This is a genomic window from Nocardioides sp. (assembly GCF_016462705.1).
In the GTDB taxonomy this organism is placed as follows: Bacteria; Actinomycetota; Actinomycetes; order Propionibacteriales; family Nocardioidaceae; genus Nocardioides.
This window is the reverse complement of the sequence record NZ_JAEMSS010000128.1, coordinates 1-12479: the sequence shown is the minus strand read 5'-3', so window position 1 is coordinate 12479 and position 12479 is coordinate 1. Positions and strand designations below refer to the sequence as shown.

The window sequence follows — 12479 nt, the reverse complement described above, 5'->3', positions numbered from 1 at the left end:
CGCTGGTCGCGATGGTGCCGGTCGGCCTCAACGCCAAGCAGTCCCAGGTCGCCTCCTCCGAGGGCGGCAACGCCGTCGGCGCGGTCATGGTGCAGATGGCGACCGACCAGGACGACCCGGCCCAGCGGCTCGCGAGCATCCACCGGTCGATGAAGGACGGCAAGCAGGCGCTGTCGTCGATGACGCCGGTGCAGATCCTGGCGATGAGCGCGATCGGGCAGGCGCCCGCGATCCTCACCCCGATGCTGCGGATGCAGGGCATCATCCGGCCGCCCTACAACGTGATCATCAGCAACGTCCCCGGGCCGCGGACCACCCACTACTGGAACGGCGCCCGGCTCACCGGCACCTATCCGCTGTCCATCCCGATCAACGGGATGGCCCTCAACATCACCTGCACGTCGTACGACGGCCAGATGGCGTTCGGGCTCACCGGCTGCCGGCGGACCGTGCCGCACCTGCAGCGGCTGCTGACCCACCTGGACGACGAGCTCGCGGCCCTGGAGAAGGCCGCGGGGGTCTGAGGACCGGTCAGCCGGCCAGCACCGGCTCCCGCTGGGGCGGCTCGTCGACCACGGTCCGGGCACCGGTCCGCTCCGCGCCGATGCCCGCGGCGATGACGAACCCGATGCCGACGACGGCCAGGTCGTCGGGGACCTGGCCGAGTGCGACCAGTCCCACCAGCATCGCGAAGGCCGGCTCCAGGCACATCAGGGTCCCGAAGGCGGCGGTGGTGAGCCGGCGCAGGGCCAGCAGCTCGAGGGCGAACGGGACGACCGGCAGCAGGACGGCGAGCCCCACGCCGATCAGCAGGAGCTCCGGCGTGACCCGGCCGAACACGCTCGGCCCGGCGACCACGGTGGCGACGATCCCGGCGACCGGCATCGACACGGCCAGCCCGCCGAGCCCGGCGACCTCGTCGCCGACGCGCTGGGTGAGCAGGATGTACGCCGCCCAGCAACAGGCGGCCGCGAGCGCGTAGGCCACCCCCAGCGGGTCGGCGCCGCCGGCCCACGGCTGGGTCAGCAGCAGGACGCCGAGCCCGGCCAGCAGCGGCCAGACCTGACGGCCGCCGCCGCGGCCCCGCCACACGGCGACGCCGAGCGGCCCGAGGAACTCGATGGCGGTCGCCGTGCCGAGCGGCAGCCGGGAGACGGCCGCCATGAACAGCATCGTCACGCCGGCCGTCACCACACCGAGCGCGATGCCGTACCTCAGCGCGGTCCGGGAGAACTGGGCGGGCCGCGGCCGGACCACCAGCACCATCAGGACCCCTGCCCAGAACAGCCGCAGCCAGGCGGCGCCCTCGGCGCCGACCTGGTCGATCAGGCCCACGGACACGGCGAGCCCGAGCTGCACGCAGAGCATCGACACGACGGCCATGCCGGCGCCGGTGCGGGTCTGGCTCCTCATCCGTCCAGTGAAGCCGGAGACAACCGTTCGCGTCCACGTGAGATTCCTGGACATACCGTTCACCGATCCTGGACAATACGGAGATGGATGTCCGTCGGCTGCGGCTGCTGCTGGAGCTGTCGCGGCTCGGCTCGATGCACGCCGTCGCCGACGAGCTCGGGACCACGACCTCGACGGTCTCCCAGCAGATCGCCGCCCTGGCCCGCGAGGTGGGGATGCCGCTGGTGGAGCCGGACGGGCGGCGGGTGCGGCTGACCCCCGCGGGCCACCGCCTGGCCGAGCACGCCGTGACGATCCTGGCCGCGGTCGAGGCGGCGCGGCTCGACCTGGACCCCGACGCCGAGCCGTCCGGCACCGTGCGGGTGGCGGGGTTCGCCACCGCCATCCGGCGCTCGCTGCTGCCGGTGGTCGACGAGCTGGAGGACAGCCATCCGGGCGTGCAGGTGCTGATCAACGAGCACGAGCCGCTCGAGGCCTTCGACCTGCTCGCCCGCGACGACATCGACCTGGCCCTGACCTACGACTACAACGTGGCCCCCGCGGCGCTGCGCAGCGAGTTCGAGGCGCGTGAGCTCTGGTCGTTCGACTGGGGCCTCGGGATCCCGGCGGCGGAGCGGCGGGCGCCGTTCGCGGCGTACGCCGACCGGGACTGGATCGTGAACTCCCGCAACACCGCGGACGAGGAGGCGGTCCGGGTGCTGGCCGCCCTTGCGGGCTTCACCCCGCGGGTCGTCCACCGCATCGACAGCCTCGAGCTCGTGGACGACCTGATCGTCGCGGGGCGGGGCATCGGGCTGCTCCCCCGTGGGCGGGCCTCGCGGCGCGGCGTCCGGGTCGTGCCGCTCACCGACCCGCGGGTCACCCTGCGGGCGTACGCCGTGACCCGGCGCGGCCGGGACCGCTGGCCGCCCCTCGCGCTGGTGCTCGACCGGCTCGCCTCCCCCTGAGCCGCCTACCGCTCGGCGTACCCGCCACCGACGACGTCGGCGACGGCCCGGAGCCGGGCCCGGGTGATGTCGGCGACGGTCGCGTAGCCGGCATTGCGGGCGTTGGACCCCTCCCGGGTCGGCTCGGCGGAGTTGACGCTGACGCACCGGCGAGTGCCGCCGTCGGCGAGGTTGGCGAGCGCGACGGCGTGCCCGGTGGTGCCGCTGCCTGCGAAGAAGTCCAGCACCAGCACGTCGTCCGGCATCGTGCCGAGGATCCGCCGGACCAGCCCCGTCGGCTTCGGGGACTCGAAGACGTGGCCGACGATCTCCTTGAGCTCGGCCACGGCCGTGTCGGTCGAGCCCACCTCCTCGGCCAGCCAGATGGTGCGCAGCTTCTTGCGCCGGACGCCTCGGTGGTCGCGGTCGAGCCAGTCCTTCTGGAAGACGTCGACCCGCTCGCCGCCCCGGCCGTTGATCCGTCGGCACACCAGGTCGCCGGGCCGCTCGTCGATCAGCGGGCGGCTCCAGCGCCACACCGCCGGCGTGCCGTCCCCGAACACCGGCGTCACCTCGACCGCCCCCTCGAACGGCACGGTCCGGACCGCGCCACTCACGGGGTCACCCCAGACCGGGAAGTGCAGGGTCCGCGCGGTGACCGGGTTGAACTTCTTGTTGGTGTTGCGCAGCGGCAGGTGCCGGTAGCGCCGCCCCTCCGGGTCGTCGGGGTCGGTCAGCGGGAAGTCGCGCTCGTCGACGGTCTCGGTGCTGCTCGCGTGCAGCGCCGTACGCCGGGCGTCGCGGGCGTAGACCAGCAGGTACTCGTGGCTGGTCGCGAACCCGTTGCCCAGCTGGCGGCCCTTGGGGTTGAGGTTCACCACCACCTGCGCCAGGAAGTTGGCCTCCCCGAACACCTCGTCCATCAGCAGCCGCAGGTGCGCCGCCTCGTTGTCGTCGATGCTCACCCAGATCGCCGAGCGCTCGCTCATCACGTCCCGCGCCGCCACCAGCCGCGGCCGCATCATCGCGACCCACGCCTCGTGCCGGGTCAGCCCCGCCCCGGCCCGGATGTCGTCGGCGTAGGCAAAGTCGTTGCCGGTGTTGTACGGCGGGTCGATGTAGACCAGGTCGACCTCGCCGAACTCGGCGCCGATCGTGGGCAGCACGTCGAGGTTGTCGCCCTCGACGAACGTGTTCCACGGTGGCACGCGGTCAACCTAGCCGGGCGGCTGTCCACAGATCGCGTACGCCGGGTGCTCGGCGTTCCCCTCGGGGAAGGCTCCGCCGCGTGACCGAACCTGCCAAGCCGCGCCTCGACACCGAGGCGCTCGACCACCTCCTGACCTGGGTGCAGTCGGGCGTGGTCTCGCGACGGCAGATCCTCGAGCTGCACGGGACCGACCGGGACATCGCCCGGATGGTGCGACGTCGCGAGCTCGTGGCCATCCATTCCGGCGTCTACATCAACGACACCGGCGAGCCGTCGCGGCACCAACGCGAGTGGGCAGCGGTCCTCCACTACTGGCCGGCCGCGCTCACCCGTGAGTCCGCACTGCCATCACCCAGCAGGTCGGGGCCGGTTCACGTCGCCGTGTCCGACCGCCGGTCGCTCGGGCGCGTGCCCGGCGTCACGGTGCACCGGACCGCTGGGTTCGACGGGCGGGTGCAGTGGATCAAGAGCCCGCCCCGGCTGGCCTACGACCACGCGGCGATCGACGTCGCGGCCGCCAAGAACGATCTCGCGGCTGCCTTCCAGGTGTTCGCCGACGCGTGCCAGACCCGAGCGACGACGGCCGCTGCCATCGCCGAGACGTTGAGATCGCGGCGGCGGGTCCGCGGTCGAGCAGAGCTGCTCGAGCTGCTCGCCGACCTGGAAACCGGCGCCTGCTCGGTCCTCGAGCGCGGCTACCTCGACCTCGAACGCCGGCACGGCCTGCCCACCGTCGGCCGCCGGCAGGTGCCGGCGCAGGTCGCCGGCAGGAAGGCCTACCGCGACGTCGACCACAGCGACCACGGCGTCCTCGTCGAGCTCGACGGTCGGCCCTTCCACGACAACGCCGCCGCACGGGACCGGGACGCGAGCCGCGACCTGGCCGCGACCGTCACGAGCGAGCTGACAACGGTGCGCCTGACCTACGGCCAGGTCTTCCGCGACGGCTGCGCGACCGTCGCCCAGATCTCCACCCTGCTCGCGCGAGGCGGATGGTCGGGTCCCTTCGTACCGTGCCCCGAGTGCCCGGATCGCACAAGCGCATGATCTACACGCACCTGGTGCGTGCAATCCATGCGCTTGTCGGAGCCGGCCTCAGTAGCCGACGAGGACCGGGGTCGCGGTCAGCACCTCCAGGCCCACGGGCTCGCCGGGCACGGTCACGCTGCCGGGAACCTCCGCCCACGGACCGCCATTGACCCGGTAGGTCGCGGTGTACGTCGTGTCCACCGCCGGGGCCACCTCGCCCTTGCGCTGGTAGGTGTGGGTGATCCGCAGGTCCGGGTAGGGCGCCCCGGCGTCCGCGGTGGTCAGCACCTGCCCGTCCCCGAACCGCCACCCGAACCCGCTCGGCACGATGTGCAGGTCGACCCGCTGCCCGAGCAACGTCACGGTCCGGTCGAACGGCGCGGTGTCGGTGAAGAAGTTCGTCGCGAAGTTCACCAGCGTGCGCCCGTTGGCCGGCTGCACCTGCAGCTCGGAAGCAGGGAGGGGGATGTTGCGGAACGCCGTCGCGACGAGGCCCGGCGTGATGACGTCCGCCGCGTCCTCGGGAGGGATATCGCAGAAGGTGAAGGGGTCTGTCCCGAGCGAGATGGCGGTCTGCACACAGATTGAGTCGAGGTCAAAGTCGGTCGGCGGAGGCACGTCGATTGTGGCCACACTCTGGACGTCGTCCTGGGAGCACACCTGCACCACATGCGTCTGAACATGGCCGTCTAGAAGTTCCGTAACCGTGGTCCATTGGCAGCTTGCTTCAGCAGCACTGGGAACAACCACGATGCCTGCGCATGACAGCATGAGCACGAGGACAGGGGCCCTCACGACAGGAACCCCACGAAGTCGATGACCAGTGCGCCGTTGGCAGCATGCAGCTTGAAGACGACGATGCGGCGGTCGGGTGGATACGCCACTGGGGCCTCACCGGCGGCATTGATCGTTGACCCACCGGCAATGACCATCGCTGCGTCGACGGTTGGCCGTGACGCAGCACCTTTGCTCTTCATTGACTTGATTCGCCAGCCCTTGGTCCGGTACTCGCCGCCGGCCTCGTACACCTCCTCGATGCTCTCGATGAGCCCAATGCAGCCCTCACACGTTGGATCTGTGAGCGCGCGAACCTGCCCGGTGTCCCCGTCCTGCAGCGCCTGGTTCCTCGCATCCACCCACGCCCGCACCGTCTCCTCCGGCGACAACTCCTCGACCGTCGGCGAGGAGGTAGGGCTCGACGCGCTCTCGCTGGGGCTGGGCGCCGAGGAGGACGGCGTCGGGTCGGCGATGTCGGGGCTCGGCTCGTCCTCGCAGGCGACCAGCGTGGTGAGGACCAGAGCCACCACGAGTGCGCGTAGTCGGGCCACGAGCACGTCCTTCCCCGAGAAAGCCGACGATCCGAAAGTACCGACTCCCGGCGCGGCTGAGAACGCCTCGGCCGAGATCTGTGGATGACCGGACACGCACGGATCGGGAACCGATACTCGTCGCATGGGGGAGATGGCCGGGGAGACCTCGACGTCCCTGCTGCCACCCCCGCCCCTGGTGGCCCGGCCGCGCAGCAAGGTCCGCAGGATCGTCGTCCGGGTCGTGCTGGGTCTGGTCCTGCTGGTCTGCGGGCTCACGTTCTGCGCCGTGCTCGACGGCGGCCGCGGCAGCTACGCCTACATGCACACGACCAGCGACGGCGACCCGGTCAGCTGGGACCACTGCACGGCGATCCGCTACCAGGTCAACCCCGAGGGTGCTCCTGGCAACTGGCGCGAGCTGGTCGACGGCGCGTTCGACGAGATGGCCGCGAACAGCGGCTTCGTCTTCCTCGACGCCGGCGAGACCGCCAACCGGACGCTCGCCGGCACCTTCGACCCCCGCGGCACCCGCGGCGAGCCGGTCCTCGTCATCTGGTCGAGCCAGGGGCGGTTGCACGGTCTCCAGGGCGACACGGTGGGGCTCGGCGGCGGCGCGGTCCTCGAGGTCAGGGGGCTCCCCCGGCTGGTCACGGGCGTGATCGCCCTGGACGCCGAGTCGCACAGCCGCACGTACGACGCCATGTCGACCCGGGACCAGCAGCTCATCCTCATGCACGAGATCGGGCACGTGCTGGGGCTCGACCACGTCAACGACGACCGCCAGCTCATGAACACCTACTTCGACGAGCAGACGGGTCTCGGGAAGGGCGACATCGCCGGCCTGAAGGCCCTGCACGACATCCCGTGCGGCTGAGCCCCGCTTGGACGGGTTGGCGAGGATCTAGGCATGGACGAGTCCCGGCGCGCGCGCAGGGAGCGGCAGCGCTGGGAGCGCGAGATGCTGCGCCGGCTGGAGGAGCTCGACGAGCTCGACCGGCGTTACGGGCTCGGGGCCTCGCCGGCCAGCCAGCCCCCGTCCCGGGCCCGGCACCGGGGCATGCCCCGGGTCGAGCGGCACAAGCGCCGGACGACCGGCCCGGTCATGCCCGGCCTGCTGGTCGTGTTCTGCCTGCTGGTCTTCGTCTTCTTCAAGAGCCCGACGACGACCGGCGAGCGGCTGCGGCAGTTCGTCGACGGGCTGATGGGCGGTGAGGAGTCGTACGCCTTCATCGCGGAGGAGCCCAACGGCCTGCCGGTCTCCTGGGACGCCTGCAAGCCGATCCACTACGTCGTCAACCCCGACGGGGCACCCGAGAACTGGGAGGACCTGGTCGAGGACGCGATCTCCGAGGTCGAGGACGCCAGCGGGTTCCAGTTCGACTACGAGGGCACCAGCAAGGACAGCTGGGCCGACCGCCGCCAGGACGACGCCCGAGGTGGGCTGCCGGTCCTCATCGACTGGGCCACGCCCACCGAGGTGCCCAAGCTCGACGGCGACACCGTCGGCATCGGGGGCGCCAGCGCGGTGACCAGCAACGGCGAGACCCGCTACGTCACGGGCGTCGTGGTCCTCGACGAGGAGGAGTACCAGCGGATGCGCGGCACCGGGCGCTACGTCGCCGCCAAGCTGATCCTGGCGCACGAGCTGGGGCACGTGCTCGGGCTCGACCACTTCGACGACGCCAACCAGCTCATGCACGCGTCGTACGTCGGGCAGCGCGGGTTCGGCGACGGCGACCGGGCCGGGTTCCAGGAGCTCCACGACATCCCCTGCGGCTGACCGCGCGGCAGCACGTGGAGGACCGGGGCCGTGACCTGGTCGCGGCTGGGCAGTTAACCCGTCAGTAACACTCCTTCGCCACACGCCTTCGCCACCGACCCCGGGGACCTCATGACGTCGCGCTTCGCCCTCGCCTCTGCCGGCCTGGCCACCGCCCTCGCGGGCACGCTCGCCGTGCTGCCCGGCACCGCAGCGAGCATCCCGGCGAGCACCGCGGCCGCGCCGGCGGTCACCGTGACCAACGCCTGCCTCACCAGCGTGCCGGGCCCGGACTCGGCCGCCCCCGTGGAGATCTGCTACTCGCTGTTCAAGCCGGCCCGGGCGACCCGCAAGCACCAGGTGCCGATGATCCTGCACAGCCACGGCTGGGGCGGCTCGCGCACCACGGACCCCGCCGACGTCAAGCGGTTCACCGACGCCGGCTACGGCGTGCTCTCCTTCGACCAGCGCGGCTTCGGCGAGAGCGGCGGCAAGGCGCAGGTCATGAACCCCGACTACGAGGGCCACGACGTGCGCGCGCTGGTCCGGCTGGTCAGCAGGCTGCCGTGGGTCGAGAAGGACCGCCCGGGCGACCCTCGGCTCGGGGCGATCGGGGGGAGCTACGGCGGGGGCTACCAGTTCCTCGGCGCGTTCGAGGAGATCCGGGTCCAGGGCCGCCAGGTCTTCGACGCGCTGGCTCCCGAGATCACCTGGCACGACCTGTCGCAGAGCCTCGCCCCCGAGGGCGTCGTCCGCACCGAGTGGGCGCTGGCGCTGAGCGCGGCCGCCCTGCCGACCGACGCGCTCCCGCCGAAGATCTACAAGGCGCTCGTCGAGGGCGCGGCCACCGGCACCTGGCCGGACGGGTCGGTGCCGGGCACCGAGGACCTGACCGAGTTCTTCCGGAAGAACGGCCCCCGCCACCACGTGCGCCAGGGCCGCCGGATCACCGTGCCGGTGCTCCTCGGCCAGGGCATGACCGACACCCTGTTCCCGGCCGAGCAGGGGCTCCGCAACTGGCGGTTCGCGCTGGGCCGGAAGGCCCGCAAGCGCAGCATCTTCGTGGGCTACAACGGCGGCCACGTGCTGCCGTCGGTCTACCCCCAGGGCATCAACGTCACCTCCGACCCGTGCAGCCAGAAGCTGGCCGGCGGCGACTTCGAGGCGCTGACCCTGCGGTTCTTCGACGAGCAGCTCAAGGGCCGCAAGACCAAGCTCAAGGGCTACGGCCGCCTGCACCTGGCCACCCGGGACAGCGGCTGCGTGAGCGTGCGCAGGATCCAGCCGGACACGGCGGTCGACCTCGGCACCGTCGTCGCCCAGACCGGGCCCGCCGGACCGGCCGTGGCCACCGAGGTCGCCCGGGGTCCGATCACGGTCGCCGGGTCGTCGTACCTCACCGCGGACGTGACCTCCGTCGGACCCGAGGCGCGGGCCTTCCTGGGCCTCGCGGTCGGCACCTCGCCGCTGGACGCGACGCTCGTCCAGAACAACGTCCTCCCGCTCCGGGAGGCCACGCCGGTCACCGGCGCCAAGCGTCGGGTGAAGCTCCCGTCGGTCGCCGTGGAGGTGCCGGCCGGGCAGTCCCTCTTCCTCATCGCCAGCCCCACGAGCGAGACGTTCCTGACCATGGGCAGCCGCACGCCCGGGCTCCTGACCTTGGACAACACGATCCTGCATCTCCCGGTGGTCTAGCCCCCCACGACCTACCCTCGTGTGGTGACGCTGAGTTCTCGGAGAGTTCGTACGACGCTGGGCATCGCGGCGATCTCCGCCGCCCTCGTCGGGTCGACCCTGTTGCCGGCACCGGCGGCGGGCGACCCACAGCAGCCCCGCGTGCACCCGGCCGCTCCCGACCGGCAGCGCGCGCCCCAGACCTCGGACGGCGTGCCCGGCGAGATCGCCCCGTGGGTCCCGGTCACCCAGCGCGGTCCGGAGTCCTGGACGTGGACCACGCTGGCCGGCTGGCAGGTCGCCCCCGGCGTGTCGTTCGAGCGGTTCGACCTCAGCGACGCACGGGGACCGGTGCGCGGGCACCTGCTCCGCATCGAGTACAACACTCCCGGGATCAGCCTCGACTACGCCGGGCGCCCCAAGATCGCCTCCACCGCGCCGCTGCTCGACACCGTGCTCGCCGACCAGGCGATCGCCGGGGTCAACGGTGACTTCTTCGACATCGGCGACACCGGGGCTCCCCTGGGCGTCGGACGCGACCGGCAGCGCAAGCTGCTGCACGGCGTCGCGAGCGGCTGGAACTGCGCGTTCTTCATCAAGCGGGACGGGCAGCCCGACATCGACTTCCTCTACGCGACCGGCCGGATCAAGCAGTACCCGGAGATCGAGATCCCGACGGTCAACGCCCCGTCGGTGCGCCAGGGCGGGATCGGGCTCTACACCGACAAGTGGGGCGAGCTGAAGCGCTACCAGGTCACCGACGGGCAGAAGAAGGACGTCCGGATGCTCGTCGTCAAGAACGGCGTCGTGACCGAGCGCTACACGAAGTTCCCCAAGTCGCTCCCGGTGCGCGGCAAGATCCTGATCGGCCGGGGCGAGGGCGCCAAGCAGCTGCGGCGGCTCAAGAAGGGCACCCGCCTCACCATCAAGGCACGCGTCGACCCGCGGCCCCAGATGGCCATCACCGGCAACGTGTTCCTCATCCGGGACGGCGAGCGCAAGGCCCGGGACGACCGCGAGATGCACCCGAGGACCGCGGTCGGCATCGACTACGACACCGGCGTCATCTTCCTGCTGGTGATCGACGGCAGGCAGTCCCACAGTCGGGGCTACACGATGGTGGAGACCGCCACCCTCATGGAGTACCTCGGCGCGGACGAGGCGCTCAACCTCGACGGCGGCGGCTCGTCGACGATGGTCGCGCAACAGCCCGACGGCAAGGTCAAGGTCCTCAACTCGCCCTCGGACGGCCGCCAGCGGTGGGTGCCCAACGGCCTCGAGGTCCTCTACGACCCGACGGCCACGCCGCCGCCGGTGACCCCCGTGCCGCCGCCCGCGCCCTAGCGTCAGCCGACGACGGACTCGTCCACCAGGACGACCGCGACGCTGGTCATCGGCGCCAGGCACTGGACCGGCTTGGTGGTCGGCTTGACCGCCTCGATGAGGATGCCGGTGTCGGTGCTGGTCACCGTCACCTCGGTGGGCGCATCGCAGCCGATCGCGACGACCGCGGCGTACGCCGCCTGGTCGTCCGGCACGACGAGCTCGTCGACCAGCTGGACGAGCCGGGTCTGCATCCGGTCCTTCTCGAACTGGCCGCTGAACTGCTGGACCGCGCTCACGTCCGCCAGGGGGACCGCGCCCGGCGAGATCATCCCGCCGACGGCGGTCTCGGTGACCATCTCGACGAGCTCGAAGTCGATCGGCCCGCGGGGCTCGTCGTCGGCCTCGCCGGGCGTCTCGTCGCCGCACCCGGCCAGGACGAGCGACCCGAGGAGGGCGAACACTCCGAGAGCCCTGCGCGGTGTCGTGAGCATGATCCTGGGACGGTAGCCCAACCGGCCGGGTTCCGGCTGCCTTGGTGAGCCCGCGTGGTTGGCTGGCCGGGTGCCTCGCTTCACCCGCGCCGAGCTCGAGGCGTTCTACGACGCCGAGGTGCCGGACCTGCTGCCCGCCCCGGACCAGCCGCTCCGGCTCCTGTTCGTCGGGATCAACCCGGGCCTGTGGACCGCGGCCGTGCAGACCCACTTCGCGCGCCGCGGCAACCGCTTCTACCCCGCTCTCCTGCAGGCCGGGATCATCGACCGGCCGATCGACGCGGGCGAGGGCATGACCGACGCGGAGCGGGAGTACTTCCGCTCGCGCGGCATCGGGATCACCAACGTCGTCCGGCGCGCCACGGCCCGGGCCGACGAGCTGTCGGACGAGGAGCTCCGCCAGGGTGGCCGGCGGCTCGTGGAGACCATCGCCCGGACCCGGCCGAAGGTCGTCGCCGTCCTGGGCGTCACGGCCTACCGGACGGCGTTCGGGTACCGGCGGGCGGTGACCGGCCGCCAGCCCGAGCCGCTGGCCGGCGCCGAGCTGTGGGTGGTGCCCAACCCGAGCGGCCTCAACGCCCACGAGACCGTGGAATCGCTGGCGACGGCGTACGCCGAGGCCGCGCGGGCCGCCGGAGTGCTGTAGATCAGACCGGGAACGGCTGGTCCTTGCCGAGCACGGTCAGCCCGTCCTGGACGACGAACCCGCGGGCCTGGTCGGCCGCGTGGTCCACGCCGACCGTGGCGCCGGGCGGGACCACGACGTTCTTGTCCAGGATCGCGTTGCGGACGTGCGCCCCCTCGCCGACCTTGACGCCGTTGAGCAGCACCGACCCCTCCACCGTCGCGCCCGACTCGACCCGGACCGAGGGCGAGAGCACCGAGTGGTCGACCGAGCCGCCCGTGACGACCACGCCGGGCGACAGGACCGCCGCGTCGACGCGGGCGGTGGTGCCGTCGGCACCCCGGACCAGCTTGGCCGGCGGCTGGGGGCCGTAGGAGGTGTAGATCGGCCACTCGAAGTTGTAGAGGTTGAACTCCGGCAGCGGTGAGACGACGTCCATGTGCGCGGCGTGGTACGACGCCAGCGTCCCGACGTCGCGCCAGTAGTCCCGGTCCCGGTCGGTCGACCCGGGGACGTGGTTGTCCTTGTAGTCGTAGACGCCGGCCTGCGCGCGGCGTACGAACGACGGCACGATGTCGCCGCCCATGTCGTGCTTCGAGCCCTGCGTCTCGGAGTCGCGGGTGACCGCCTCGACCAGCGCGTCCGCGTCGAAGACGTAGTTGCCCATGCTCGCCAGCACCTCGCCGGGGCTGTCGGGCAGGCCGACCGGGTGGGTG

General features: G+C 71.9%; 14 protein-coding genes. 8 read left to right on the top strand and 6 right to left on the bottom strand.

Features of this window, described 5'->3' with window-relative positions:
* Nucleotides 1-524, top strand: a 524-nt coding sequence (locus JHD21_RS15495) for a WS/DGAT domain-containing protein (protein ID WP_292677024.1), incomplete at its 5' end; no start/stop codon positions are given.
* A 7-nt stretch (nt 525-531) separates the two neighbouring features.
* On the opposite strand, the gene JHD21_RS15490 is transcribed toward JHD21_RS15495, so the two are convergent.
* Nucleotides 532-1413, bottom strand: a complete 882-nt coding sequence (locus JHD21_RS15490) for an EamA family transporter (RefSeq protein ID WP_292677022.1) — start codon at nt 1411-1413, stop codon at nt 532-534.
* A gap of 83 nt (nt 1414-1496) precedes the next feature.
* Between JHD21_RS15490 and JHD21_RS15485 the strand changes: the two genes are divergently transcribed.
* A complete protein-coding gene (locus JHD21_RS15485; RefSeq protein ID WP_292677020.1) occupies nt 1497-2360 on the top strand; it encodes a LysR family transcriptional regulator in 864 nt (287 codons plus the stop codon).
* 5 nt (nt 2361-2365) lie between these two features.
* Here JHD21_RS15485 and JHD21_RS15480 read toward each other — a convergent pair whose 3' ends face one another.
* Nucleotides 2366-3547: a site-specific DNA-methyltransferase gene (locus tag JHD21_RS15480; protein WP_292677018.1), complete on the bottom strand. Its 1182-nt coding sequence runs from the start codon at nt 3545-3547 to the stop codon at nt 2366-2368.
* 80 nt (nt 3548-3627) lie between these two features.
* Here JHD21_RS15480 and JHD21_RS15475 point away from each other — a divergent pair, with 80 nt between their 5' ends.
* Entirely contained in the window at nt 3628-4596 is a 969-nt protein-coding gene (locus JHD21_RS15475) for a hypothetical protein (protein WP_292677017.1), read from the top strand.
* A 48-nt stretch (nt 4597-4644) separates the two neighbouring features.
* Here the strand turns inward: JHD21_RS15475 and JHD21_RS15470 are convergent, their stop codons facing one another.
* Together JHD21_RS15470 and JHD21_RS15465 are read right to left on the bottom strand one after the other, a co-directional pair.
* On the bottom strand, nt 4645-5157 hold the full coding sequence (locus JHD21_RS15470; protein WP_292677015.1) for a hypothetical protein: 513 nt from the start codon (nt 5155-5157) through the stop codon (nt 4645-4647).
* A 212-nt stretch (nt 5158-5369) separates the two neighbouring features.
* The gene (locus tag JHD21_RS15465) at nt 5370-6002 is read right to left on the bottom strand and encodes a DUF6318 family protein (protein ID WP_292677013.1); all 633 of its coding nucleotides are present in this window, start codon (nt 6000-6002) and stop codon (nt 5370-5372) included.
* A gap of 28 nt (nt 6003-6030) precedes the next feature.
* Between JHD21_RS15465 and JHD21_RS15460 the strand changes: the two genes are divergently transcribed.
* From JHD21_RS15460 to JHD21_RS15445, 4 genes are all read left to right on the top strand, one after another.
* Nucleotides 6031-6762: a matrixin family metalloprotease gene (locus JHD21_RS15460; protein ID WP_292677011.1), complete on the top strand. Its 732-nt coding sequence runs from the start codon at nt 6031-6033 to the stop codon at nt 6760-6762.
* Nucleotides 6763-6795: 33 nt separating this feature from the next.
* Nucleotides 6796-7668 (top strand): matrixin family metalloprotease, encoded by an 873-nt coding sequence (locus JHD21_RS15455; protein WP_292677009.1) that lies wholly within the window; start codon nt 6796-6798, stop codon nt 7666-7668.
* Between the two features lie 111 nt (nt 7669-7779).
* Nucleotides 7780-9342 (top strand): CocE/NonD family hydrolase, encoded by a 1563-nt coding sequence (locus JHD21_RS15450; RefSeq protein WP_292677007.1) that lies wholly within the window; start codon nt 7780-7782, stop codon nt 9340-9342.
* Nucleotides 9343-9366: 24 nt separating this feature from the next.
* A complete protein-coding gene (locus JHD21_RS15445) occupies nt 9367-10665 on the top strand; it encodes a phosphodiester glycosidase family protein (protein WP_292677004.1) in 1299 nt (432 codons plus the stop codon).
* Between the two features lie 2 nt (nt 10666-10667).
* Here the strand turns inward: JHD21_RS15445 and JHD21_RS15440 are convergent, their stop codons facing one another.
* Entirely contained in the window at nt 10668-11138 is a 471-nt protein-coding gene (locus JHD21_RS15440; protein WP_292677003.1) for a hypothetical protein, read from the bottom strand.
* A 70-nt stretch (nt 11139-11208) separates the two neighbouring features.
* On the opposite strand from JHD21_RS15440, the gene JHD21_RS15435 reads away from it, so the two are divergent.
* On the top strand, nt 11209-11784 hold the full coding sequence (locus JHD21_RS15435) for a mismatch-specific DNA-glycosylase (protein ID WP_292677001.1): 576 nt from the start codon (nt 11209-11211) through the stop codon (nt 11782-11784).
* Nucleotide 11785: 1 nt separating this feature from the next.
* Here the strand turns inward: JHD21_RS15435 and JHD21_RS15430 are convergent.
* Nucleotides 11786-12479, bottom strand: a 694-nt coding sequence (locus tag JHD21_RS15430; protein ID WP_292676999.1) for a sugar phosphate nucleotidyltransferase, incomplete at its 5' end; no start/stop codon positions are given.

Bases quoted from the DNA above. Each gene is read 5' to 3' on its own strand.
- JHD21_RS15460 (WP_292677011.1), top strand. From the start codon at position 6,031: ATGGGGGAGATGGCCGGGGAGACCTCGACGTCCCTGCTGCCACCCCCG.
- JHD21_RS15490 (WP_292677022.1), bottom strand. From the start codon at position 1,413: ATGAGGAGCCAGACCCGCACCGGCGCCGGCATGGCCGTCGTGTCGATG.
- JHD21_RS15450 (WP_292677007.1), top strand. From the start codon at position 7,780: ATGACGTCGCGCTTCGCCCTCGCCTCTGCCGGCCTGGCCACCGCCCTC.
- JHD21_RS15455 (WP_292677009.1), top strand. From the start codon at position 6,796: ATGGACGAGTCCCGGCGCGCGCGCAGGGAGCGGCAGCGCTGGGAGCGC.
- JHD21_RS15485 (WP_292677020.1), top strand. From the start codon at position 1,497: ATGGATGTCCGTCGGCTGCGGCTGCTGCTGGAGCTGTCGCGGCTCGGC.
- JHD21_RS15440 (WP_292677003.1), bottom strand. From the start codon at position 11,138: ATGCTCACGACACCGCGCAGGGCTCTCGGAGTGTTCGCCCTCCTCGGG.